Raw genomic sequence first — 25023 nt, 5'->3', positions numbered from 1 at the left:
CCCGCTGCCCCGTGAACGCGCTATTCGCACGCCTTCGTGGGTTTAGCCCCGCCAGAGGGCCAGCATCATCGACTCGACCGCGATGCGCGGCTTGACGTTGGCCTCGATCGCGTCGCGGCAGGCGAGGATCGCCTCCAGCCGGCGCAGCGTGCTCTCCGCGGTCCACCGCTCGGCGGCGGCCGAGGCGAGCGGCGCGGTGTCGGTGTGTACCGGCGAGACCGGCGCGCCCATCTTGACCGCCAGCACGTCGCGGTAGAAGCCGACCAGGTCGACCAGCGCGCGGTCGAGCGCGTCGCGCTGGGCCCGGGTGGCCCGCGACTTCTGGCGGCGTTCGAGGTCTTTGAGCTGGCCGGCGGCGCCCCGGATCGCACCGGCCGCGCCCCGCCCGGTGCCGCCCGCTCCAAGCGCGGTCTCCAGCGCGGACCGCTCGTTGGCGTCGGTCTCCGCGACCGCCGCCTCTGCCTCCGCCTCGGCCGCCTCGATCAGCGCGGACGCCGCGTCGAAGCAGGCGCCGACGCCGGTCAACCGCCGCGGCACGGCCAGCACGGCCTCACGCCGCTTGCGCGCCTCCGGATCGCGGGCCAGGCGCTTGGCCCGACCCACGTGGCCCTGCGCCGCCGCCGCGGCCCACCGCGCCACGTCTTCGGCGATGCCGTCGCGGGACGCCAGCACCGTCGCGACCGCGGTGGCCGAGGGCTGCCCCAGGGGTACGACCCGGCAGCGCGACCGGATCGTCACCGAGATGTCGTCGGGGTGGGTCGAGGGCGTGCAGAGCAGGAAGACGGTGCGCGGCGGCGGCTCCTCGATGGCCTTGAGCAGCGCGTTGCCGGCCTGCTCGGTGAGCCGGTCGGCGTCTTCGATCACCAGCACCTGCCACCGGCCGCCGGACGGGGTGCTCGCCGCCCGCAGCACCAGCGCGCGCATCTCGCCAACCCCGATCGAGAGCCCTTCCGGCACCACGAACCGCACGTCGGAATGCGTGCCGGCCAGCGTGGTGTGGCAGCCGTGGCACTCGCCGCAGCCCGTGCCGAACTCGCACTGGAGGGCGGCCGCGAACGCGCGCGCGGCCACCGAGCGGCCCGAGCCGGGCGGGCCGGTGAAGATCCAGGCGTGGGTCATGCCGCCGCCGGAGCCTCCACTCAGGACACTGGCACCGGCGGCCGCGGCCCGGCGCAGCGTCTCGACCGCCTCGTCCTGCCCGACCAGATCAGCGAACACGTCGGTCATGACGGCCTCCGCTCCAGGTCTATTTCCGCCACGGTGTTGAGCGCGTCGGCGACCTCGTGGGCCGGCGGCTCGTCCGGGAGGATCTGGCCGACCCGCTCGACGACCGCCTCGGCGATCTCCTCCGCCGGCCGGGTGGCGTCGAGCACAAGGTAACGCTTGGGATCCGCCGCGGCCAGGTCGAGGAACGCGAAGCGCACGCGCTCGTGGAACGCCACCGACTCGCTCTCCAGCCGGTCGGCGGCACCTCGCCGGGCCGCCCGCCCCAGCCCCACCTCGGGTGGCACGTCGAGCAGCACGACCAGGTCGGGCCGCAGCCCACCGGTGGCCCAGGAGGAGAGCCAGGAGACCTCGTCGACCGGGAGGGTGCGGCCGGCGCCCTGGTACGCGAGGGAGGAGTCGACGTATCGGTCGCTGATCACCACCGCGCCTCGGGACAGGGCCGGACGCACGACCGTGGCCACGTGGTCGGCGCGGTCGGCGGCGTAGAGCAACGCCTCGGCGCGGGGTGACAGGACGGACTGCTTGCCGAGCACCAGGCTGCGGATGCGCTGCCCGACCTCGGTCGCGCCCGGCTCACGGGTGACCACCACCTCGCGGTGGTCTGCCCGCAGCGCCTCGGCCAGCGCGGTGACCTGCGTCGACTTCCCGGCGCCCTCGCCGCCCTCGAACACCACGAACGTGCCCCGCCCGACCAGCCGCTCGCCGGCCGACAGCGGACGGCCGCGCATCGAGCCCCAGAGGTCGGGCAGCACCGGCACGCCCGGCTTGTCGTCCATCTGGCGAAACGCGCTGATGCCGGTGAAGATGCTGGCGAGCCCGGCGGCCAGCAGCAGCAGCCGGGTGGAGGAGATCGAGATGTCGCCGACGTGCCACGAGCCGCCGAAGCCGACCAGGCTCGAGGAGAGCGCGATGGCGAGCATCAGCACGACCCGCACGGCGGTCTGCACGAACGCGAAGACCCGCCCGCGCACGTCGTCGCCGACCTCGCCGCCGAGCAGGGTGACGCCGGAAAGGAACGCCATCCCGGCCCCGCTGCCGACCAGCAGCGCGCCCAGCACGGCCATGCTGAGGTGGATGGCGACCGCGAGAAACAGCACCGAGCCGCCGGCCAGCACGATGCTCATGCCGAACCAGCGCCGCCGGGACAGGTCGCGCACCACCGTGGGCCCCAGTCCGATGCCGAGCCCCAGCCCGACGAACAGCGTGCCGAACAGCAGGTAGAAGGCGGCGTCACCGGCGTTGAGCGAGCGGGCGAAGAACTGCGCGGTGCCGATCACGATGCCGCCGCCGGCGAACGCGCCGAGGATGCCGAAGACCAGGCCGCGGACCAGCGGGGTGCGGCCGACGTACTTCCACCCTTCGAGGAACTGCCGCAGCAGGCTCTGCCCGTGCTCCTTGGCGCCGTGTGCCCGGCCGCTGATCTCCTTGATGCCGAAGAACACCACCAGCGCCATGGCGAGGCGGGACAGCGAGTTGAAGTAGAGCGCCAGGTTGGACGCCTCGGCCCACTCCGGCGGCGTGGTGTTGCCCGAGCGCACGATGCGGTCGAGCGCGGCGATGCCGAGGCCGGCCAGGACGGGCGTGATCCCGTACGTGGTGATGAGCGTGAGCTGGTTGGCGATCTCCAGCCGCGAGCGCGGGATCAGGTTGGGGACCGCCGCCTCCTTGGCGGGAATCCACAGCAGCGTGATGGTCTCGATCAGGAAGGTGGCAATGGCCGCCCAGCCGACGGTTATGCCCGCGTTTTCGGAGAACAGGGCCACGATCGGGATCGACGCGAAGAGCACGAAGCGCAGCAGGTCGCAGATGACCATCGTGTAGCGGCGGTCGAAGCGGTCGGCCATGACGCCGGCGACCGGGCCGAGCACGAGGGCGGGCAGCAGCCGCACGGCGATGACCGAGCCGAACGCGAGACCTTTGGCCGCGTCGCCGCTGACCTGCGCGGACGCGAACGTGGCGGTGGCGAGCAGGCCGAGCCAGTCGCCGAGCGAGGCCACGCCGGTGACCATCCAGAGCCGGCGGAACGCGCGGATCCGCAGCACCGATCGCAGGGCCTTGAACCCGGACAGCTCGACCTGGGCCGACGACGAACCCTTCGCCGACCCGCTGGAGCGGCCGCCGCCGCTATCGCTCTCGTCGCGGGAAGTCGCGTCGATGGCCGTGGTCCCTCCGCGTGCGGGTATTCGCTGACACTCTAAACGCGCCGTCTGACTTCGCTGGTGGCGCGCTCGTCCGGATGATTGATACGCGAAGGAGTTTCGCTTTCCAGCGCGGAACCGCTAGCGTGCACCTGTGACGACGACCGCACGCGACGCGCTCCGCGAACGCCTCGACAAGGCGACCGCGGAGCTCGACCCGCCGTTCGCCGTCGTCGATCTCGCCGCCTTCGACGCGAACGCCCGCGACCTCGCCCGCCGCGCCGCCGGCAAGCCCCTGCGCGTGGCTAGCAAGTCGGTGCGCAGCCGCGCCCTCATCGAGCGCGCGCTGGCCACCCCCGGCTGGCACGGGGTGATGTCCTACACACTGGCCGAGGCTATCTGGCTGGTCCGCACCGGGATGACCCATGACGTCCTGCTCGCGTACCCGACCGCCGACCGCAGCGCGCTGTGCGAGCTTGCCGCGGATCCCGGCCTTGCCGCCGCGATCACGCTGATGGTCGACGGCCCCGCGCAGCTCGATCTCGTCGACTCGGTCGCCGCGCCCGGACACCGCGCCGAGATCCGGGTCTGCCTCGACCTCGACGGCTCGTGGCGCCCGCTGGGCCTGCACATCGGCGTGCGCCGCTCGCCGGTGCACACGGCCACCACCGCGGGCAAGGTGGCGCGGGAGATCGCATCCCGGCGCGGGTTTCGGCTGGTGGGGCTCATGGCGTACGACGCGCAGATCGCCGGCCTCGGCGACGCCCCGCCGCAGCAGGCACTGCGCGGCTTCGCCATCCGGCTGATGCAGGGCGGCTCCTACCGCGACCTGCTGCGCCGGCGTGGTGCCGCGCTGGCCGCCGTGCGCGAGCACGCCGACGTGGAGCTCTTCAACAGCGGCGGCACGGGCAGCGTGGCCGCCACCGCCGCCGACCCGGCCGTGACCGAGGTGACCGCCGGATCCGGCCTGTACGGGCCGGCGCTCTTCGACGGCTACCGGGCCTGGCGCCCCGAGCCGGCGGCGTTCTTCGCGCTCGCGGTGGTCCGCCGCCCGGCGCAGGGCTTCGTGACCGTATCCGGCGGCGGGTGGATCGCCTCCGGCCAGACGCACGCCAGCCGCCAGCCGGTGCCGTGGCTCCCGGCGGGGCTGCGACTGGTGGGCACGGAAGGGGCCGGTGAGGTGCAGACCCCGCTGCGCGGCCCGGCGACCGGGGGCCTGCGGGTGGGCGACCGCGTGTGGTTTCGCCACGCCAAGGCTGGTGAGCTCTGCGAACACGTCAACGAGCTGCATCTTGTCGACGGCGCGGAGGTGGTGGAGACGGTGCCCACCTACCGCGGCGAGGGCCGCGCCTTCCTTTGAGTCTGGGCTCAGGCGTCCACGTGGCGGTGGAGGTACTCACGGATCAGCGCCTTCGCTTCGCCCAGCACGGTGTCGTCGCCATCCGGGTCGCGGCGGAACGCGAGCTTGATCAGTGCGTCAGCGGCCTCGACCGCGATCTCCAGCGCGAACCGCAGCCGCTGCGTCTCGGCCACCCCGAACTGCTCGACCAGCACCCGGGCGACCCTGCCGGCGATCACCGCGTTGTTGTCGCGCTCTTCGTCGAGCAGGTGGACGTCGACGACGTCACCGAAGTGCAAGGTGCGGAAGCCGGGGACGGAGCGGTGCATCGCGATGTACTCGTCGATGGCCGCGTCGACGCCGTCCCACCAGCCGGCGAACGAGCCACCGGCCCAGCTGGCCGCCAGCCGCTCGAGGTAGGCCTCCATGTTGCGCAGGGTGAGCGCCTGGACGATCGCGCGCTTGTCCGGGAAGAACTGGTAGACCGAGCCGATGGCGACCTCGGCGCGCTCGGCCAGCAGGGTCGTGGTGAGCCCTTCGTAGCCCACCTCGTCGACGAGCTCGGCACAGGCGTCGAGCATCCGCTGGACACGCGCCACGCTGCGGCCCTGGACCGGGACGCGGCGCAGCGGCCCGGTGGTGACGGTCGCGGTAGATGTCGACACTCGTCGCCACTCCCTTTCGAGGTTTTCGACGGTGAGAACCTTACTCAAGTTAACGAGCGAGGCCGGCCCACGGATCGCGGCTGTTTACGCGGAGTGGTTGCCACTGATATGAATGTTACTCACGTTTAGCCGGAGGTTCGGATGGCCTCGACGACAGCCACCTGGCGTAACTGGGCCGGTAACCAGAGCGCTACACCGGTCACCGTAATACGCCCCACCAGCATCGATGAGGTGACGGCCGTCATACAAGACACCGCCGCCGGTGGGCGCCGGGTCAAGGCGGTCGGCAGCGGGCACTCCTTCACCGATATCGCCCTGGCGGAGGACATACGACTCGACCTCTCGGGCATCGGATCCACCCTTTCGGTCGACCTCGATTCGAGGGTGGTGACCGCACCCGCCGCCATGCCCCTGCGCGCGCTCAACGAGGCGCTCGCCGCGCGCGGGCTCGCCCTGCCCAATCTCGGCGACATCGACGCGCAGACCATCGCCGGCGCCATCTCCACCGGCACACACGGCACCGGCGCCGCGTACGGGTGCCTTTCCACGTTCGTGGTCGGCCTGACCCTGGTCACCGGCACCGGCGAAGTGATCACCTGCGGCCCGGACGAGCGCCCGGACGTCTTCGTGGCCGCCCAGGTGGGGCTCGGCGCACTCGGCGCCATCACCGAGGTCAAGCTGCGCTGCGTCGACGCATTCGTGCTGCACGCCGACGAGCGCGCCATGCCGCTCGACACCGTGCTGGCCGGCCTGCCCGAGCACGTCGGCGGCAACGACCACTTCGAGTTCTACTGGCTGCCCTACACCGAGAGCACCCTGACCAAGCGCAACAACCGCGTCGCCGCCGACGACCGTCCGCTGTCGAAGCTGCGCGCCTGGTGGGACGACGACTTCCTCCAGAACACCGTGCTCGGTGGCCTCTGCCGTGTCGGCCGCCGGATGCCCGCGCTGGTGCCGGCCATCTCCCGCGCCGAGGCCCGCGTGATCAGCCCACGCGTGTACACGGCCCGCTCCGACGAGGCTTTCGTCAGCCCGCGGCGGGTCCGCTTCACCGAGATGGAGTACGCGCTGCCCCGCGCCGCGCTGCCCGAGGCCTTCGCCGGGCTGCGTCGGGTGGTGGAGTCGTTGCCGTTCAAGGTGCTGATCCCGGTCGAGGTGCGCTTCAGCGCTCCGGACGACATCTGGCTCTCACACGGGCACGGCCGCCAGTCCGCGTACATCGCGATACACCAGTACGTGGGCGTCGAGTACGAGCCGTACTTCCGCGCGTTCGAGCGGGTCGCACAGGATCTGGGCGGCCGTCCACATTGGGGCAAGCTCCACTACCGCGACGCCGAGTCGCTGCGCCCCGCTTATCCCCACTTCGACGACTTCCTCGCCGTCCGCGACCAGCTCGACCCCTCCCGCGTCTTCGCCAACGCCTACACCGAGCGCGTGCTCGGCCCCTGACGCTCGTTGCGGCCGGCGGCTCCGCCCTTCCACCCCAGAAACGCTCCGCCGCGCTCCACGTTTCCCGGGTCCGCGCATATGCCCGCACTGGCGGACGGGCGAATTGTCCAAGAAAGGGCGATCCCGAAACGTCAAGCGGCCAGGCTTGGGTGGCGGCGCTCCCAGTCGCGGCGGACGGCTGGGGGCAGCGACAGGCTGTGCCACTCGCGGCGCAGGGTCGGCACGTCGAGCCAGGTGCGCAGCTCGTCATACGACAGGGCCTCGCGCAGCACGATCTCGTACATCCGGCGGAGCGCGGCCGGCTTGTCGAGGTCGAACACGCGGTCGGCGTGCCAGAACATGCGGTGCGGCAGCCTCACCCGGCCCCTGACCGGCCCATGGAAGCCGGACAGGCTGTGGATGACGACGGCACGCTTGTCAGGGACGTCGCGGTCATACACGCGCCTTATCGTACACGTGTTCGAACTACTCGGAAGCCTTCCGCGCGGCCGCCTTCCGTGGGGCGGCCTTCTTCGGCGCCGCCTTCTTCGCGGCGGTTGTCTTCTTGGCGGCCGTCTTCTTCGCCGCGGTCTTCTTCGCCGGCGTCGCACCGTCGCCCGAGGCCGCAGCCGTCGTCTTCTTCGCCGCGGCGGCCTTCTTGCGCGGCTTGGCCGGGCCGCGTGCCCTGCGGTCGGCCAGCATCTCCGAGGCCTGCTCGATCGTGAGCGACTCCGGCGTCTGGTCGCGCTTGAGCGAGGCGTTCGTCTCGCCGTCGGTGACGTACGGCCCGAAGCGGCCGTTCTTGATCGTCATCTGCTTTTCGGTGAGCGGGTCGACGCCCAGCTCGCGCAGCGGCTCGGCGGCCGCGCGGCGCTGGCGGGTCTTCGGGGCGGCCAGCAGCGCCAGCGCCTCGTCGAGCGTGACCGTGAAGATCTTGTCTTCGTTGTCGAGCGAGCGGTAGTCGTCGCCGCGCTTGACGTACGGGCCGTAACGCCCGGCGGCCGCGAGGATCTCGTTGCCCTCCGGGTCGGTGCCGACCAGGCGGGGCAGCGTGAGCAGCTTGAGCGCCTCTTCGAGCGTCACGGTCTCGGGTGACTGCGAGCGCAGCAGCGAGGCGTTGCGGTCGCCGGTGGACACGTACGGGCCGTAGCGGCCGGACTTGAGCACCACTGGCTCGCCCGTCTCCGGGTGCTCGCCGAGCTTGCGCTCGCCGCCGCCGCCGAGGAACAGCTCCTCGACCTTCTCCGGGGTGAGCTCGTCGGGCGCCAGCCCTTCGGGGATGGAGACCCGGTCGTCACCGTTGTCCGACCCCTCCGAAGGCGTGGCGTCGGGCAGGGTGCGCTGGAGGTAGGGCCCGTAGCGGCCGACCCGCACCACCACGTCGCGCCCGTCGTCGTCGCGGAACAGCGGGATCGAGTTGACGCTGCGGGCGTCGATGTCGCCGAGGTTTTCGGTGACCATCTTCTTCAGGCCACCGGAACGTGCGATCGACCCGTCGTCACCCACCGGCGAGCCGAAGTAGAACGAGGTCAGGAAGTCGATCGAGTGGGCGTCGCCGGAGGCGATCTCGTCCAACTCGTTTTCCATCGCCGCGGTGAAGTTGTAGTCGACGAGCCGCGGGTAGTGCCGCTCCAGCAGCCCCACCACCGCGAACGCGAGGAAGGACGGGATCAGCGCCTGGCCGCGTTTGAACACGTAACCGCGGTCCTGGATGGTCGCCATGATCGACGCGTACGTCGACGGGCGGCCGATCCCCAGCTCTTCCAGCTGCTTGACCAGCGACGCCTCGGTGTAGCGGGACGGCGGCTGGGTGGTGTGCCCGACCGCGGCCAGCTCCTCGGCGGTGAGCGGCTGGTCCTTGACCAGGGTGGGCAGGCGCCGCTCCTGGTCGTCGGCCTCGGCGTTTTCGTCGTCGGAAGACTCGACGTACGCGCGCAGGAAGCCCGGATCGGTGATCGTCTTGCCGGTAGCACCGAAGTCGGCCTCCTCCCCCGAGGTGGAGACGGCCCGGATGCGCACGGACACGGACGAACCGACCGCGTCGGTCATCTGGGACGCGATCGTGCGCCGCCAGATCAGCTCGTAGAGCTTGAACTCCTCGGTCGACAGCTCCTTGGCCACCTCGCCAGGTGTCCGGAAGTTGTCACCCGCGGGGCGGATCGCCTCGTGCGCCTCCTGGGCGTTTTTGACCTTGCCGGTGTAGCGGCGCGGCTCCGGCGGCACGTTGCGCTCGCCGTACAGCTCGGCGATCTGCCGGCGGGCAGCGGCGAGGGCGGTCTCCGACAGATTGACCGAGTCGGTACGCATATAGGTGATGTAGCCGTTTTCGTACAGCCGCTGCGCCACCCGCATCGTCTGCTGCGAGGACAGGCGCAGCTTGCGTGCGGCCTCCTGCTGGAGCGTGGAGGTGATGAACGGCGCGTACGGCTTGCGCCGGTACGGCTTTTCCTCCACGCGGGTGACAGTGAACGGCCGCCCGTCCAGGCGAGCGGCCAGCCCACGAGCGCCGTCGGCGTCCAGATGGACGACCCCGGCCCCCGGCCTCACCTGCCCGGTCGTCGGCTCGAAGTCTTTGCCGGTGGCGATGCGGTCGCCGTCGAGCGCGATCAGCGTCGCCCCGAACGTGCGAGGGCCCTCGACCTGGCCCTGCACCGCCAGGGTGGCGGCGATGTCCCAGTACTCGGCCGTGCGGAACGCCATCCGCTGCCGCTCGCGCTCCACGACGATGCGCGTGGCGACCGACTGCACCCGGCCGGCCGAGAGCCGCGGCATGACCTTCTTCCACAGCACGGGCGAGACTTCGTACCCGTAGAGGCGGTCGAGGATGCGGCGGGCCTCCTGCGCGTCGACGAGATCGCGGTCGATATCGCGCGGGTTCGCTATCGCGGCCTGGATCGCCGACCTGGTGATCTCGTGGAAGACCATCCGGCGGACCGGCACCTTGGGCTTGAGCGTCTCCACCAGGTGCCAGGCGATGGCCTCGCCCTCGCGGTCTTCATCGGTGGCGAGGAAGACCTCGTCGACCTCCTTGACCAGCGAGCGAAGCTTGCGTATCTGGTCCCTTCGATCGGGAGAGACGACGTAGAGGGCGGCGAACCCGTTGTCGACGTCGACGCCGAGCCGGGCCCAAGGCTCCTTCTTGTGCGAAGCCGGCACGTCGGCGGCGTTGCGCGGAAGGTCACGCACATGGCCCAGGCTCGCCTCCACGACGTATCCCGGGCCCAGATAACCCGAGATCGTCTTGGCCTTCGCCGGTGACTCGACGATGACCAGACGGCTGCTGGCGTTGCTCGGCACTTCTCTCCTGACCTTTACTACTTGGGCCCTCACGTCCGGTTACAGAATCGGACGCCAGATGTCCAACGTAACGCGCCGTCGGCCCGGCGGTTGCGCGGACCGGTCGGCGACACCGTACACCGAACTGCAACATGGACGTCGGCCACCGCCGTTCTACGAGCCTCTTTTCCCCCGATCAACCAGGCCATTCGGCCGGTGGCGCGGCAGCCGGGCGGTCGCCGACAAGCTCCGCCAGACGGCCCAGCCGGCGCCGTCCCGTTATCCGGTACGCGGGACCGCCGGCACGCGGCCCGAGCAGCACTCCGGGCAGCCCGATGGCCGCCAGCGCCGCACCCACCGGCTCCCAGCAGTGCTCGTCCGGGGCGCCCAGGCGCAGCACGTATCCGTGCTGGTCAGAGCCGCCCGCCGCGGCCGCCCACAGGCGCAGGCGGGGCCCGTTGAGGTGGAACCCGGCCGGCGGGCGCTTGACCGCCGTACGCAGCCAGGCGGCGCCGAGCGCGGCCAGGGTTGTCGCGTACGCGGTACGCACGACCAGCTGTCCCTCGACCGTGGCCAGTTCCCAGGTCGCCTGGAGGCCGCGCAGGGCGAACTCCGCGATCAGCACGTGTACCCGCCAGGCCCCGTCGACCTCGACCGAGACCCGAGCGGTGCCGCCCATCCGGACCACCTGCGCCGGGCCGGCGAGCAGGCCGGCCAGGTCGGCCGGGGTGGGGTCGTGTGCCTCCACCCCGAAAAGCGACAGCTGCCGCCGGGTCGGCTCGTGGGCGCCCGGGGTCAGCGACACTCCGGGACCTCGTCGAAGGCCGCCCGCAGCTCCTCCGAGTCGAGCGAGCTGGTGTCCAGGGCGCTCTGGTTGTACTCCGTGGTCAGCGTGCTCATGACCGACTCGACGCCGTCGTAGAAGGGGTCGGCGCGTCCCGCGTCAAGCCCTTCGATGCTCTGCCTGGCCCGCCCGTACGCGTCGCGCATCGCGGTCAGCGAGCTGACGAAGCCCTTGGCCACGCCCTCGCCGCCGTCGACATCGGGCACGCCGGCCTCTTCGACCTTGGCGCGAGCCGCCTCGCTGGCCGACTCGGCACCGCCCAGCAGGCGTACCAGGTTTTCCTTGGCCTGCGCGGGCGTGGTCTTCGCCGTCATCTGCTGCTGGGTGCGGCTGGTCAGCGTGCTGATCTCGGTGCGCCAGGGACTCAGCGCGGTGCACACGTTGGCCGCCCACGCCCGCGGCGCGGGCCCTCCCCCGCAGCCCCCGGCCAGGAGCGCGAACGCCGTCATGAGTGCGACGAGTATCGCGCGGGGCGTACGCATGCGTTGCAGCGTAGCGGTTTGCGAAAGGGCGCCCCGTACACGTACGGGGCGCCCTTTGTCGTGCACTACCGAGATATCAGGCGTTCACTCGCTCGGGCTCCTGGTCGGACGAGCCGTTACCGGCTTTTCCCGACTCCACACCGGACCCCTCGTCGCCCATCGCGACGGGCTTGCGCTTGCTGAACGCCACCGCCGCCACGATGATGAGCGCGGCCACGATCGCGATGGTGATACGGACCGGGTCGTTCTGGTCGTCGCCGATGCTGAACGACACGACGGCCGGGGCGATCAGCAGCGAGACCAGGTTCATCACCTTGATCAGCGGGTTGATGGCCGGACCGGCGGTGTCCTTGAACGGGTCACCCACCGTGTCGCCGATGACCGTGGCCGCGTGCTGCTCCGAGCCCTTGCCGCCGTGCGCGCCATCCTCGACAAGCTTCTTGGCGTTGTCCCAGGCACCGCCCGAGTTGGCCAGGAAGACCGCCATGAGAACACCCGTGCCGATGGCGCCGGCCAGGTACGCGGCGAGCGCACCCGCGCCGAGACCGAACCCGACCGCGATCGGGGCGAGCACGGCCAGCAGGCCGGGGGTCATCAGCTCGCGCTGCGCGTCCCGGGTGCAGATGTCGACGACCTTGCCGTACTCCGGACGCTGGGTGCCGTCCATGATCCCTGGGAAGTCGCGGAACTGGCGCCGCACCTCCATCACCACCGCGCCCGCCGAGCGGGACACCGCGTTGATAGCCAGACCGGAGAAGAGGAAGACCACCGCGGCACCGATGATCAGACCCACCAGGTTGCGCGGGTTGGCGACGTTGAGCAGTTCGTCGATCGACAGGTCGGAGCCGGCATCGGTGAGCGAGCCGACCACCGTGTCCTGGTACGAGCCGAAGAGCGCGGTCGCCGCGAGGACGGCCGTCGCGATCGCGATGCCCTTGGTGATCGCCTTGGTGGTGTTGCCGACCGCGTCGAGCTCGGTCAGTGTCCGAGCGCCCTGCTCGTCGATGTCGCCGGACATCTCGGCGATGCCCTGCGCGTTGTCCGAGATCGGGCCGAAGGTGTCCATCGCGACGATCACGCCGACTGTGGTGAGCAGGCCGGTGCCGGCCAACGCGACCGCGAAGAGCGAGAGCGTGATCGAGCCGCCACCGAGCAGGAAGGCGCCGAAGACGCCCGCGCCGATGAGCAGCGCGGAGTACACGGCCGACTCGAGGCCGACGCTGATGCCGGCGAGGATGACGGTGGCCGCGCCGGTCTCCGAGCTGTTGCCGATGTCGCGCACCGGCCGCCGGTTGGTCTCGGTGAAGTAGCCGGTCAGCGCCTGGATGGCGGCGGCCAGCACGATACCGATCACGACCGCGCCGATCGCGATGAGCTCCGGGCTGCCGTCGAGGTCCGGCACGCCGCCGCCGAAGTCGGCGAAGTCCGAGGGCAGGTACGCGAAGGAGGCGATGCCCACGAGCACGGCCGCGATGAGCGCGGAAATGTAGAAGGCGCGGTTGATCGCGGTCAGGCCGTTGCGGTCCGAGGCGCGTAGGCGGGTGATGAACACGCCGACGATCGCGATGACCACGCCGATGCCGGAGACAATCAGCGGGAAGATCAGGCCGTCCTCGCCGAACGCGGCCCGGCCGAGGATCAGCGCGGCGACCAACGTGACGGCATACGACTCGAAGAGGTCCGCCGCCATGCCGGCGCAGTCGCCGACGTTGTCGCCCACGTTGTCGGCGATGGTGGCGGCATTGCGCGGGTCATCCTCGGGGATGCCCTGCTCCACCTTGCCGACCAGGTCGGCGCCGACGTCCGCGGCCTTGGTGAAGATGCCGCCGCCGACCCGCATGAACATCGCGAGCAGAGCGGCACCGAAGCCGAAGCCCTCCAGCACGGTGGGCGCGTCGCCCTCGTACAGCAGCACCACGAGCGCGGCGCCGAACAGGCCGAGGCCGACGGTGAGGAAGCCGACTACGCCGCCGGTGCGGAAGGCGATCTTCATCGCCTCCTCGCGACCGCCCTCGCTGGCCCGCGCCGCGGCGGCCACCCGAAGGTTGGCGCGCGTCGCCAGGGCCATGCCCGCGCCACCGATGAACGCGCTGAACACCGCACCCACGATGAAGAACGCCGACCTGCCGATCTTGACCAGCGTCTCGTTGTCGCTGTCACCGTGCACCGGCAGCACGAACAGGACCACAACAGCGATAACGACGAAGATGCTGAGGGTCCTGAACTGGCGGAACAGGTAGGCCGAGGCGCCCTCCTGTACGGCGCCAGCGATCTCCTGCATTTTTTCGGTGCCCTTACCAGCCGCCAGCACGGCCCTGACCAGGGCTGCCGCGAAGCCGAGCGCCACCAGCGCGATCACTGCCGCGATGATGACGTACGTAAGGTTGCTACCGGTGATGGACAGCCCGCCGCTGTCGGCGGCCAAGCTTTCGGACATCTATGTCCTCCTGAGCCGTTGCGATTCCCGCCCAGCCGGCGGACGAACCGGCGGAGCGCCTGCACGCGATTGAGCAATCGAACCCCGGCGCCCGCGCACCCGGGTTCTTGCAGATAACCCGGGTACTGTAGCGGCACACCGTGTCGACGGTCACACCGCCCACCAGCTGTGTGACGGTGATATTCGCCGCTGTGTTAGCCGGTTTACTTCCCCACGGGCCAGACCATACGCACTTCTGTGCCGATGCCGACGTCCACGGGGCGCACCTGTAGATCATCGACGAAGCCGGCAAGGAGCGCAAATCCGACACCAACCGTGAGCGCCTCGTCGGTGAGCGCCTCGTTGGCCAACTCATCCGGCGGAAGGGTGCGCAGCCCCAGCCCGGTCTCGATCGGCGCGCGGTCGATCACCCGCACGGTGTAGCTCTCGTCGTCACTCATCTCCATCTGCACCAGGTCGGGCAGCTGGTACTGCCGGTGCAGCGCCACCGCCCGCGTGCACGCCTCACCGATCGCCAGCCGCACCTCGTCGAGCAACTCCTCGGCCACCCCGGCACGCCGGGCCACCGCCACGCCGACCAGCCGCGCCGTGCGGACGTGCACCGGTGCCGGCGAGAACGCGAGTTTGACCGTCGACATCACGCGGTGGGGCCGGATTGGTCCGTCGCCGCCTCCACCGAGGGGTACAGGGGAAACACCTGGTCCAGGGCGGTGATGCGGAAAATCTTGAGCAGCGGCTCCTTGTCACAGGCCAGCACGCACCGGCCACCGAGCGGACGCAGCCGCCGGTGGGCGCCGACGAGCACGCCAAGGCCGGTGGAGTCCAGGAAGTCCACCCTGTTGAGGTCGACCACGATGCTCCGCGCACCGCCGTCGATCAGCTCGTTGAGCCGCTCGCGCAGCCGCGGCGCCGTATACACGTCCACCTCGCCGCCGACCTCCAGCACCGCGTGCTCGGCGACGGCGCGGGTCGCAAGCGAGAGCTCCATCGGGCCTCCCTCTACTGCCTTCTTGGGCATCTAACCACCGACACGACGGCTGCGGTGAGCCGCCCGGCCAGCGCGTTCAGGTTTCGGCACACTCACCTGTTTGGGTTTTCCGCACACCAGTGCGAGAGTGCATGGCGTGACGACCGTCGCCGAGCCGGCTGAGCTGCTCCGCCGATTGGGCCCCGACTCCGTCACGCACATCGAGCGGGTGCCCACCCGCGAGGGCGAGACGGTGCCCTGGCCCAGCTGGGTGCCCGACCCGCTGCGCGAGGCCCTCGCCGAGCGCGGGGTCGCGGCGCCGTGGCGCCACCAGGCCGAGGCGGCGAGCCACGCCCACGCCGGGCGCCACGTCGTCGTCGCCACCGGCACCGCCTCCGGAAAGTCGCTGGCCTACCAGCTCCCGGCGCTGGCCGCCCTGCTCGAAGACCCGCGCGCCACGACCCTTTATCTCGCGCCGACCAAGGCGCTCGCCGCCGACCAGTTGCGCGCCGTCGCCGCTCTCGGCATCGATGGTGTACGGCCGGCGTGTTACGACGGCGACACACCGCGCGAGGAGCGGGAGTGGATCCGGCAGCACTCGCGTTTCGTGCTGACCAACCCGGACATGCTCCACCACGGCATCCTCCCCGGACACGCCGCGTGGCAGACCTTCCTGCGGCGCCTGCGATACGTGGTGGTCGACGAGTGCCACACCTACCGCGGCGTCTTCGGCTCACACGTCGCCCACGTGCTGCGGCGCCTGCGCCGGGCAGCCAACCGCTACGGCCGCACCCCCGTGTTCGTGCTGGCTTCCGCGACCTCCGGCGACCCCGCCACCTCCGCAAAGCGACTCACCGGCCTGGTCGTCGAGGCCGTCACCGAAGACGCATCGCCACGCGGCGGCGTGACCTTCGCGCTGTGGGAGCCGCCGCTCGTGCCCGGTTCCGGCGGCGAGGACGCCGCACCTGTCCGCCGATCGGCGCTACGCGAAAGCGCCGACCTGCTCACCGACGCCGTCATCAACGGTGTACGCACCCTGGCGTTCGTCCGCTCCCGGCGCGGCGCCGAAGCCATCGCGACCATGGCACGGCGGTCACTCGACGAGGCGGTGCCCGGCCTGGGCGCACGGGTCGCCGCCTACCGGGGTGGCTACCTACGTGAAGAACGGCGCGAGCTCGAAGCCGCCCTGCACTCCGGCGAGCTGCTCGGCCTCGCCTCCACCAACGCCCTCGAACTCGGCGTCGACCTGGTCGGTCTCGACGCGGTCGTGATCTGCGGCTGGCCCGGCACCCGCGCCTCGCTGTGGCAGCAGGCCGGCCGCGCCGGTCGCAACGGCCACGAGGCACTGGCCGTGCTCGTCGCCCGCGACGACCCACTCGACACCTACCTCGTCCACCACCCGGAGGCCCTCTTCGGCCGCCCCGTGGAGGCGACCGTGCTCGACCCCGCCAACCCGTACGTGCTGGCCCCACAGCTGTGCAGCGCCGCGTACGAGGCCCCGCTCACCCGAGCCGACCTCCCACTCTTCGGCCCCGACGCGCCCGCGGTGCTCGACGAACTAGTCGCCGAAGGCGTCCTGCGGCGCCGCCCCAGCGGCTGGTACTGGACCGGCGAGGGCCGACCCGAGGTCGACCTGCGCGGCACCGGCGGCCTGCCGGTCTGCGTGGTCGAGGCCGCCACAGGCCGCCTGCTCGGCACCGTCGACCCCGCCTCCTCGCACTTCATGGTCCACTCAGGAGCCGTCTACCTGCACCAGGGCGAGTCGTACGTCGTGGACACCCTCGACCTGGACGACGCGGTCGCGCTCGTACACCGCGAGGAACCCGAGTGGTCCACCCACGCCCGCGACGTCACCTCCCTCTCCGTCACCTCGGTACGCTCTTATGTGGATGCCGGCCCGGTCGGCCTCTTCTTCGGCGACGTCGACGTGACCAGCCAGGTCGTCTCGTACCAGCGCCGCCGCATCGGCTCGGGCGAGGTGCTCGGCACCTGGCCACTCGACCTGCCCACACGCGAGCTCCGCACGACGGCGGTGTGGTTCACGCTGTCGCCACGGTCACTTGAGGCCGCCGGCGTCGAAGACGTGCCCGGCGGCCTACACGCGGCCGAACACGCCGCGATCGGCCTACTCCCGCTGGTCGCCACCTGCGACCGCTGGGACATCGGCGGCCTCTCCACCGCGGCACACCCGGACACCGGCACACCCACCGTCTTCGTGTACGACGGCCACCCCGGCGGCGCCGGCTTCGCGGAGCGCGCGTACAGAATCGCCGCCGGGTGGCTACAGGCAACGCGAGACGCGATCGACGGCTGCGCCTGCGAGGCGGGTTGCCCGTCATGCGTGCAGTCACCCAAGTGCGGCAACGGCAACAACCCACTCTCCAAGCCCGACGCGGTACGTGTCCTGGATGTGGTGCTGGCGTCGCTACCCCGTTAAATCTTGCTCACGTACTTCGATGAGCATGGATGGGTAGGTAGCGTCAACCCGTGGCCAACACGATCGCCGAGACCATAGAGATCCTCTACGGAATCAACCAAGAAACCCTGACCACCGACCAGCAGATCGCCCTAGCCCAGGCCTACGCCGCTTTCGCCCAGGCCGAACGCCTAGAAATGATCAACCAACGCCTCTACAGCATCCACCAGATCCTCAACGGCCTGGCCGTACGCGTCGCGCAGCCCTAGCGGCGACGCGGCCCGACGCGGCCCGGCGTTGCGCGATGCGGTGCGACGCGGCCCGGCGTTGCGTTCGCGGCGTGGGCCGGTGCGGCGCGGCCGCGCGGCCCTACTCGGTGCGGATCGGGCCGGCGCGGGCCGCCGCACGTGCGGTGCGGGTGAGGCCGGGCAGCGGTGTCACGTCGACCTCAGCGGCGACAATGAGGTCCAGACCATCCACTGTGCACGCGGCTAGCCGTCCGCCATTTCTGGCCACCAGCTCGCCCGCGCGGGCGCAGGCGGTGTCCGGGCCTTCGAGCACCCGCATCGCGCCCGCGAGCGCGCCAAGGTCAGCCGCCGTGCGCGCCTCGTGCCGTGCCACACGCGCCGCGCCCACCGCGGCCCCGGCCACCGCGACGCCGATCAGCACCAGCCCGATCGCCAGGACCATGATGGTCGCGGCACCCCGATCCGCCGCTCGTCTCCCCCGCTCTTCACCGCGGCGACACCGCCCGCCGCGGACCGCGTGTCGTTGGCGGCTCATCCCGCCGGCTCCGGCGTGCCGGGCTCCACGGCGGCGACGGCCGTCGCCGTGACCGTCGTGCCGGGGACGCCGGCCCCGATCGCGCGCACCGGTGCCCTCACGGTCGCCACCACTGTGTCGCCCGCCATCGCGATCGAAACCGCTGCGCCGGGCGGCGCTATCCGCTGCCCCGCCGCCACTCCGCTCTCGCCGCGGGCGGCCGCAAGCGCGGCCTCACGGGCGGCGTCCACGCAGTGGGCCTTGGTCGTCACCGCGTTGACCGCCGTCAGCCCGGCGAACAGCAACAGCATCAGGGCCGGCAGCCCAGCCGCCAACTCGGCCGTGAACGACCCCCGGTCACGGCCCGCTCTCCGATCGCGGTCAGATCGCGGATCGCGGCCGGGCCGCCGGCCCCGGCTCACTTCAGCGCCCCCTCGATGATGCCGGTGAGCGCTCGGAAGATGCTGCCGCTGGTGACCACCTTCAGCAGCACGCCGGCGAACGCGACAGCCGCCATGGTGCCGACGGCGTACTCAGCGGTGTTCATCCCGGCGTCGGCCGCCACGCGGCGCCTCCGCGCCACGATCCCCCGCAACCCGGCTCCCCATAGCCGGGCGATCAGACTGCGCACACGAATCCCCTCTCTTCGTCGAATCCCCCACACCCGCCGGGCTGGCGGGCGAAGCTCCTCCACGCCCTCGTTTCCCCTCAGCAGCGGCCGGACATCGCCAGCCGCCTCAAAGCCGGCGGCTCGACACGGCATCCAGCCTCAAAGCCAGCCGCACGACACCGCCTGCGGCCTCAAAGCCAGCCGCACGACACGGCCTGCGGCCTCAAAGCCAGCCGCTCGGCATCGCCTGCGGCCTCGAAGCAGCCGCTCAACACGGCCTGCGGCCTCGAAGCCAGCGGCTCGGCATCTCCTCGAAGCGGGCGACGCCTCGAATTCGCCAGCGGTCTTGCCGCACGTGGGTCGCGGGCGGCTCTCGAGGCTGGCGGCGGCTCGATGCCGCCGGCCGCGTCGAAGCCGGCAGCGCCTCGGCCGGCTGGCGACCTCAGAGCACGTCACGCAGGACCGCGACCAGCACCGGCACCAGGCCGGCAAGGATGAACGCCGGCAGGAAGCACAGCCCCAGCGGCAGCACGATGAGCACCCCCGCACGCCGGGCGGCCGCCTCGCTCGCCACCGCGCGATCGGCACGCAGGTCGTCCGCGAGCCGGACCAGTGCACCGGCCAGGGCTGCTCCGCTGGCGCTGGACCTCGCGGCCGCCTGCGCCATCCGCCCAGCACCGGCCACCGGCGCGAGATGCCCCCACGCCTCGGCTGGCTCAGCGCCCAGCCGGAGGGAGCGGGCTACCCGAGCGAGGCGCTCGCCGAGCGGGCCACCGACCGCGTCCGCCACGGCCGCGGCGGCATGGTCCACCGGCGCGCCCGCGCGGAGGCCGGCCGCCATCAGGTCGGCCGCTAGCGGCAGGTCGGCGATCTCACGCAGCCGTCGCGCCCGCGCCTCGGGAGGCTCCAGCCGTCGCAGGAAGCGCTCCAGGACCACCGCCGCGACCGCGCCGACCACCAGTCCTGGCAGGCCGCCCACGAAGATCGCGAGGGCGAAGCCGCCCAGGCCCGCCGCGAGCCGCATCGGGTTGGGCCGCCATCGCCGGCGCGTGGATAGGCTGGCCAGTCGCCGCCGGGCCGGCCGGCCACGCACGCCGGCAACGACCGCGGCCGCCACCAGGCACGCGACGAGCAATGCCTCCGCCGGCGTCATGCTTCGCTCCTCGGCTCAGCCCGCTCAGCGGCGACCGCCGCACTGCGGCCGACCGCGGCACGCGGCAGCGGATGATGCGTCGGACGACCGGGGGTGCCTCCGGTGCCGTCCGCCCGCACCGGTCCGGCGGTCTCCGGCCATGGGCTGGTCAGTCCGACCGCTGTCCAAAGTGGATCAGACGAGGCTGGTGCCACCGCCGGCCGCGGTCTCCCGGTCTGTGCTGGCACCGCTCCGGATGCCCCGACGCGGGCCTGCGCCGTCTGCGGTGCCGCCTTCGCCCGTGGCGGCACTGTTGCCGGCGGTGCCGCTGCTGGCGCCGTAGGTGATGCGTTTGCCGCCGGCGATGTCACCCTCGGTCGTAGTGGCACTCTCGATGCCGGTGCTGCTCCTCCGGCCGCCGCCGTGCCTGCCTGTGGTCGTGGCGCCGCCGCTGCCGGCCGTGGCGGCATCGTCGGTGTCGCTGCCGCTCCGGATGCCGCCGCCGGTGCGGGCCACGCCGGCGGTGCCGCCTTCGCCCGTGGTGGCGCCGTCGGAGCTGGTACCACTGCTGGTCTTGGTGCGTCTGGCTGCGATGTGACCTTCGGCCGCGGTGGCAGCGCCGGCGACGGTCCTCTTGACGCCGTCCTGGATATAGGTAGCGCCGTCGATGACGCCGCCGCTCCAGATGTCGTCGTGGGTGGTTGTGCCGGTGTCCGCGGTGCGGACGCAGGTCGCGCGGTGCCCACCGAGGCGATGCGGTCGGCCCAGGCCAGCCCTGCCACCTGGAGCACGATCGCGCCCACGGCACAAGCGGCGCCGATCGAGGTGTGCAGCAATACGGCCAGTGGATCGGCCCCGATGCTGTATCCCAGCGCGATGCCACCCACCGGCAGGCCGGCGAGCAGCCACGCCGTGGCCCGCGCACCCGCGGCCTGGGCCGCCGCGGCCGCGCTCGCCCGGTCCATGGCACGGGCGTCGGCCTCGATCCGCTCGATCAGGTCGGCGATGGGCGCGCCGGTGCGTTCCGCCAGGCGCCAGGCCGCCCCCGCGAGCTCGGCCATCCGGCGGTCTTCGATCGCGCCCGGACCGGCCGCGGGATCGGTGGCGCCGGCCACCTGGGCGGCACCCGTGGCGGGGAGGCCGGCCCGGAGATCCGCCGCCAATCCGCACAGCGCGTCGAGCGACCGGGTCCGCATAGCCGCCGCTGCCCGGGTGGCCCGGCGGCGCAGCACCGTGTGCACCGCGATAGCGCCGTATCCGCCGGCCACCACACCGGCGACCGGTCCGGCGACCAGCGTGCCGGTGAGGGCGGCGAGGGCAACCGCCACCATCATCGCCCGGGGGCCGGAGAGCGACTCGACCCGAGCGTGCAGGCTCCGCTCTGCTGGACGCGACGCGGTCAGCAAGCGGGCAGGGCGACCGCGCCGCGGCCAGGCCAGCACGACGGCCGCGGCGACAAGGCAGGTGGCAGCGACCATCCAGTGTGCTGTCACGGCCGGCCCCCTTGTGGTGACAGCACCGGCGGCACCAGGACCGAGCGGTCGAGGAACATCCGGGCCAACGCTGGAGCCCCCGGCCCTGGCCCGTGTCCCCGCCGCCACGCCGGGAGCACCGCCACAAGCCGCTCGCTGCCGGAGGGCGTCAGCACGCTGATCGAGTCGAGGATGCGTCCGCCACGGGTGCGCCGCACGTGGAGCACCGTCTGGAGCGCGGCCGCCGCCTGGGCGTGCAGCGCGGCGCGGGGCAGGCCGCCCAACAGGCCCAGCGCCTCAAGCCGCGCGGGCACGTCGGCCGGCGAGTTGGCGTGAAGCGTGCCAGCGCCGCCCTCGTGGCCGGTGTTGAGCGCGGCAAGCAGATCGACGACCTCGCTCCCGCGGCACTCGCCCACCACCAGCCGGTCGGGTCGCATGCGCAGCGCCTGGCGCACGAGGTCGCTGAGCGTCACGGTGCCCGCGCCCTCCACATTGGACGTGCGTGCCTGGAGGCCGACGACGTGCGGGTGCACCGGTCGCAGCTCGGCGGCGTCTTCGACCAGCACGATCCGCTCGACCGGCGGCACCAGTCCGAGCAAGGTATTGAGCAGGGTGGTCTTGCCGGAGCCGGTGCCGCCGGTCACCAGGTATGCCAAACGGGCGCCCACGATCGCGGCCAGCAGCGTCGCGATCGGCTCAGGGACCGTGCCCTGCTCGATCAACTCATGCAGCGTGAACGGCCGCTGCCGGAACGTGCGCAGCGACAGGTACGGGCCCTCGGTGGCCACCGGCGGAAGCACGGCGTGCAGTCGGGTGCCGTCGGCCAGGCGCGCGTCGACGTACGGGCTGGCGTCGTCGAGTCGACGCCCGCAACCGGCCGCCAACCGCTGGGCGAGCCGCCGCACCTCGTCGACACCGCCGAGCACAGTGGACACCCGCTGGAGGCCGCAGCCCCGATCGACCCACACGTCCCGCCCGTTGACGAGCACGTCGGTGACCGCCGGGTCGGTCAGATACGGCGTCAGCGGCCCGGCTCCCACTAGATCGCTGTGCACCTGGCTGGCGAGGCGTAGCACGGCGCTGTCGCCTAAAACGGCGCCGGCGGGCTCGCTGCGCACCGCCGACACCACCGCTGACGGCGTCGCCTCCACGCCCTCGACAGCGAAGCGCCGGCGCACCCGGCCCGCGAGATCGATCTGCCCGCTCATGCCGCGGCCTCCATCGACGTGCTGGTCAGCTCGGAAATCAAGCGCTGGCACAGCGCCGCCAACGGGCCGCGCCCCTTCGACGTCGGCGCCACACCCTGCTCCAGGCTGCGGCACAGCGCCGGCTCGGGGCGCAGGGTGCCGGCGAGCGGCATGTGCAGTGAGTCGGCGATGTCGCGGGCACGGAGACGGCCTGGAGTGGGGCCGCGCACGATCAGCGCCACGTCGGCGCAATGCAGGCGGGTGAGCGCGGCGATCCGGCCAGCGGCCGCGGCAGCGCGGAGCTCGGCCGGCACCACCAGGTAGACCCGGTCGGCCGACTGCAACGCCACCACCGCCGCGTCGTCGAACTGCCGTGGCAGGTCGACCACCACCAGGTCGCAGGCGCGACGGCCGGCATCGATGGTCGCCGCCATCGCCTGCGCTGGAAGGCCGACCATCTCGCCCCGATCCCACGAGAGCACCACCAGCCCGCCGCGGTTGGGCAGTGCTCCCACCAGCGCGGTCGCGTCGATGCGGCCGTCGGCCTGGCTGAGCGCCGGCCACCGCAGCCCGTCGAGATCCTCCCAACCGAGGACCAGATCGAGCCCGCCCCCGAGCGGGTCGGCGTCGACCAGGAGCGTGCGGAGGCCGGCCCGCTTCGCGGTCATCGCCAGGCCGCTGGCCAGCACGCTCGCACCTGCGCCTCCCCGCCCGCCGACGACGCCCAGCACCCTGCCGTGCCCCCGGCTCGGCAACCGCTCGGCGAACCGCTCCACCAGCCATCCCTCGGCGGCCGGCAGTATCGCCACGTGCTCGGCACCCAACGCCTGGGCGAGCTGCCAAGGGTCGTCTCGGTACCCCGATGACCTGCCGACCAGGACGACGCGTGGGCGGCGCGGCAAGGCGGTGCGGAGAGCGGCGTTGGCCTGGTCCATCCCGATGAGGACCAGCGGCGCGCCCGGATATCGCGGACGGGCGGCGGCCGGGTCCGGCGCGACCTCGATCTCACAGCCGCCGGCGGCGGCCAGGCGGAGGAGGTCTTCGAGGAGGTCGTCATCGGTGGTGACCAGCAAGGGCAGGCGACGAGCGGCGGGCATGGACGGCATTGGCATTCGCTGCTCCTACGGCGGTGGCGGGACTGCGAATACCGTCCCGGCCGAGGCGCGGGAGGCCAATGGGTCCAAGATCGATCTGTGGACAAGCAGACCCGCTGTGGAAAACAGCCAAAGAGTGAGTCGATCTGCTAAGCAGGACGGGTGTCAGGCGGGTTTGAGCCGCGCGTGCCTTCGCCGGTCACAGAGCTGGCCGATGACCGGCTGGCGCGGTTCGGCGTCCGGCTCCACCTCAAGCGCGACGACCTGATCCACCCGGAGATCCCGGGCAACAAGTGGCGGAAGTTGAAGTACAACCTCGTGGCCGCGCGCGAGCGGGGCCACCGGACGTTGTTGACCTTCGGCGGCGCCTACTCCAACCACATAAGGGCCGTAGCCGCGGCCGGGCACTACTTCGGTTTCTCCACGATTGGCATCATCCGTGGCGAGGAGCACCGGCCGCTCAACCCGACGCTGGCGTACGCGGTCGACCGAGGAATGCGCCTGGCCTATATGGACCGCGGCACATACCGGGCGAAGACGGATCCCGAGGTCGTCGCCGGCCTACGGCGCGAGTTCGGCGACTTCTACCTGGTGCCGGAGGGCGGCAGCAACGCGTTGGCCCTCCGCGGCTGCGCCGAGCTGCCGGCGGAGATCCCGTTCGCGTACCACCACATCTGCTGCGCGACTGGCACCGGCGGCACCCTTGCCGGGCTGGCACTGGGGCTGACCGGCGGCGAGCGGGTGATCGGTTTCGCAGCGCTCAAGGGCGGCGACTTCCTGGTGGACGACGTCCGCCGGCTCCAGGCGGAGTACGGCCGGGTGACCGGCAACTGGTCGGTGCAGACGGGCCACCACTTCGGCGGGTTCGCCCGCCGCGACGCCGAGCTCGACCGCTTCATCCACGATTTCGCGGAACGCCACGACATCGTGCTGGAGTGGGTCTACGTGGCGAAGATGATGTACGGGGTCTTCGCGCTGGTGCGGGCAGGGCACTTCGCGCCGGGCAGCGTCGTGGTAGCAGTTGTGACAGGCAGCGGGTGACTTGAAGATCCACAACGGACAGAAACGGCCTCTGAGCTGGGACGAAAGCGCTTCCACAACGAGGACGACCGTTCGGCGTCCAACTGCTCGCGAAGGTCCATCAGCGCGGCGAACACGCTTACACCAGATGCCGTCCACGTCCGGTCAGCGGCGGACAGCGAAAGCATCAGCTCTCGATGAGGCCCCGTTGATGACGTGCAGAGGCCAGGATGACTGGATGCCATCGCGTACGACCGGGATGTCGTGCCGGTCAGCGGAATTGACGGTCACGGCGGCATCGTAGGGCTGGTGCGGCGTGCCGCGGGCGCCCGAGGACGGGCCGGAGGCCCGCCCGCAGGGCGATCGGCGAGCGCGCACGGTGCGCCGCGCTCGCGCGGCGCCTTGATCCAGAAGAGACGAAATCGGCAATACCGAGCCTGCGGCCACCGGCCAATGGGATCCACCTCCGGAGGGATGGACTGAACAACGCGCTGTACCTAGGCGTGGCCTGCGCAAACGATCGCGGC

General features: G+C 71.8%; 22 protein-coding genes. 5 read left to right on the top strand and 17 right to left on the bottom strand.

Translation table 11 applies throughout. The features are described from left to right. Nucleotides 1-42: 42 nt before the first annotated feature. Entirely contained in the window at nucleotides 43-1227 is a 1185-nt protein-coding gene (locus tag AC5L36_RS03795) for a DNA polymerase III subunit delta' (protein ID WP_441213908.1), read from the bottom strand. Further along, nucleotides 1224-3236 (bottom strand): dTMP kinase, encoded by a 2013-nt coding sequence (gene tmk / locus AC5L36_RS03790; RefSeq protein ID WP_441214467.1) that lies wholly within the window; start codon nucleotides 3234-3236, stop codon nucleotides 1224-1226. Before tmk ends, AC5L36_RS03795 begins: the two co-directional genes overlap by 4 nt. A 283-nt stretch (nucleotides 3237-3519) precedes the next feature. Here tmk and AC5L36_RS03785 point away from each other — a divergent pair, with 283 nt between their 5' ends. After that, nucleotides 3520-4725, top strand: a complete 1206-nt coding sequence (locus AC5L36_RS03785; RefSeq protein WP_441213907.1) for an amino acid deaminase/aldolase — start codon at nucleotides 3520-3522, stop codon at nucleotides 4723-4725. A gap of 8 nt (nucleotides 4726-4733) precedes the next feature. On the opposite strand, the gene AC5L36_RS03780 is transcribed toward AC5L36_RS03785, so the two are convergent. Next, entirely contained in the window at nucleotides 4734-5285 is a 552-nt protein-coding gene (locus AC5L36_RS03780; protein WP_441214466.1) for a TetR/AcrR family transcriptional regulator, read from the bottom strand. Nucleotides 5286-5510: 225 nt separating this feature from the next. Between AC5L36_RS03780 and AC5L36_RS03775 the strand changes: the two genes are divergently transcribed. Continuing rightward, a complete protein-coding gene (locus AC5L36_RS03775) occupies nucleotides 5511-6818 on the top strand; it encodes a D-arabinono-1,4-lactone oxidase (protein WP_441213905.1) in 1308 nt (435 codons plus the stop codon). A 131-nt stretch (nucleotides 6819-6949) separates the two neighbouring features. On the opposite strand, the gene AC5L36_RS03770 is transcribed toward AC5L36_RS03775, so the two are convergent. The 7 genes from AC5L36_RS03770 to AC5L36_RS03740 form a co-directional block, all read right to left on the bottom strand. Next, on the bottom strand, nucleotides 6950-7258 hold the full coding sequence (locus tag AC5L36_RS03770) for a hypothetical protein (protein WP_441213904.1): 309 nt from the start codon (nucleotides 7256-7258) through the stop codon (nucleotides 6950-6952). A gap of 25 nt (nucleotides 7259-7283) precedes the next feature. After that, nucleotides 7284-10094, bottom strand: a complete 2811-nt coding sequence (gene topA / locus AC5L36_RS03765) for a type I DNA topoisomerase (RefSeq protein WP_441213902.1) — start codon at nucleotides 10092-10094, stop codon at nucleotides 7284-7286. A gap of 175 nt (nucleotides 10095-10269) precedes the next feature. Then, nucleotides 10270-10878 (bottom strand): hypothetical protein, encoded by a 609-nt coding sequence (locus tag AC5L36_RS03760; RefSeq protein ID WP_441213901.1) that lies wholly within the window; start codon nucleotides 10876-10878, stop codon nucleotides 10270-10272. Next, nucleotides 10869-11399, bottom strand: a complete 531-nt coding sequence (locus AC5L36_RS03755; RefSeq protein ID WP_441213900.1) for a hypothetical protein — start codon at nucleotides 11397-11399, stop codon at nucleotides 10869-10871. The genes AC5L36_RS03760 and AC5L36_RS03755 overlap by 10 nt, the downstream gene beginning before the upstream one ends. Nucleotides 11400-11475: 76 nt before the next feature. Further along, complete coding sequence (locus AC5L36_RS03750; RefSeq protein ID WP_441213898.1) at nucleotides 11476-13836, bottom strand: sodium-translocating pyrophosphatase; 2361 nt, start codon at nucleotides 13834-13836, stop codon at nucleotides 11476-11478. A 203-nt stretch (nucleotides 13837-14039) separates the two neighbouring features. Further along, nucleotides 14040-14477: an ATP-binding protein gene (locus AC5L36_RS03745; RefSeq protein WP_441213896.1), complete on the bottom strand. Its 438-nt coding sequence runs from the start codon at nucleotides 14475-14477 to the stop codon at nucleotides 14040-14042. Beyond that, entirely contained in the window at nucleotides 14474-14824 is a 351-nt protein-coding gene (locus tag AC5L36_RS03740; RefSeq protein WP_441213894.1) for an STAS domain-containing protein, read from the bottom strand. Before AC5L36_RS03740 ends, AC5L36_RS03745 begins: the two co-directional genes overlap by 4 nt. A 136-nt stretch (nucleotides 14825-14960) precedes the next feature. Between AC5L36_RS03740 and AC5L36_RS03735 the strand changes: the two genes are divergently transcribed. Both AC5L36_RS03735 and AC5L36_RS03730 read left to right on the top strand, forming a co-directional pair. Continuing rightward, nucleotides 14961-17240, top strand: coding sequence for a DEAD/DEAH box helicase (locus tag AC5L36_RS03735; protein WP_441213893.1), 2280 nt, complete (start codon nucleotides 14961-14963; stop codon nucleotides 17238-17240). A 50-nt stretch (nucleotides 17241-17290) separates the two neighbouring features. Then, complete coding sequence (locus AC5L36_RS03730) at nucleotides 17291-17488, top strand: hypothetical protein (RefSeq protein WP_441213891.1); 198 nt, start codon at nucleotides 17291-17293, stop codon at nucleotides 17486-17488. 100 nt (nucleotides 17489-17588) lie between these two features. Here AC5L36_RS03730 and AC5L36_RS03725 read toward each other — a convergent pair whose 3' ends face one another. From AC5L36_RS03725 to ssd, 7 genes are all read right to left on the bottom strand, one after another. After that, nucleotides 17589-18002, bottom strand: coding sequence for an Rv3654c family TadE-like protein (locus AC5L36_RS03725; protein WP_441213890.1), 414 nt, complete (start codon nucleotides 18000-18002; stop codon nucleotides 17589-17591). After that, nucleotides 17999-18403, bottom strand: coding sequence for a TadE family type IV pilus minor pilin (locus AC5L36_RS03720; RefSeq protein ID WP_441213888.1), 405 nt, complete (start codon nucleotides 18401-18403; stop codon nucleotides 17999-18001). Before AC5L36_RS03720 ends, AC5L36_RS03725 begins: the two co-directional genes overlap by 4 nt. Beyond that, a complete protein-coding gene (locus AC5L36_RS03715; protein WP_441214465.1) occupies nucleotides 18400-18618 on the bottom strand; it encodes a DUF4244 domain-containing protein in 219 nt (72 codons plus the stop codon). The genes AC5L36_RS03720 and AC5L36_RS03715 overlap by 4 nt, the downstream gene beginning before the upstream one ends. Nucleotides 18619-19033: 415 nt before the next feature. After that, on the bottom strand, nucleotides 19034-19744 hold the full coding sequence (locus AC5L36_RS03710) for a type II secretion system F family protein (protein ID WP_441213886.1): 711 nt from the start codon (nucleotides 19742-19744) through the stop codon (nucleotides 19034-19036). Between the two features lie 174 nt (nucleotides 19745-19918). Next, entirely contained in the window at nucleotides 19919-20533 is a 615-nt protein-coding gene (locus AC5L36_RS03705; RefSeq protein WP_441213884.1) for a hypothetical protein, read from the bottom strand. A 679-nt stretch (nucleotides 20534-21212) separates the two neighbouring features. After that, nucleotides 21213-22403 (bottom strand): TadA family conjugal transfer-associated ATPase, encoded by a 1191-nt coding sequence (locus AC5L36_RS03700; protein WP_441213883.1) that lies wholly within the window; start codon nucleotides 22401-22403, stop codon nucleotides 21213-21215. Continuing rightward, entirely contained in the window at nucleotides 22400-23494 is a 1095-nt protein-coding gene (ssd, locus tag AC5L36_RS03695; protein WP_441213881.1) for a septum site-determining protein Ssd, read from the bottom strand. Before ssd ends, AC5L36_RS03700 begins: the two co-directional genes overlap by 4 nt. Nucleotides 23495-23638: 144 nt before the next feature. On the opposite strand from ssd, the gene AC5L36_RS03690 reads away from it, so the two are divergent. Continuing rightward, a complete protein-coding gene (locus AC5L36_RS03690; RefSeq protein WP_441213880.1) occupies nucleotides 23639-24517 on the top strand; it encodes a 1-aminocyclopropane-1-carboxylate deaminase/D-cysteine desulfhydrase in 879 nt (292 codons plus the stop codon). Nucleotides 24518-25023 lie beyond the last annotated feature (506 nt).

This window comes from Phytohabitans sp. LZ39, from assembly GCF_059359075.1.
Note: the sequence above shows the minus strand (reverse complement) of the source record. Positions and strands in the feature narration are given on the sequence as shown.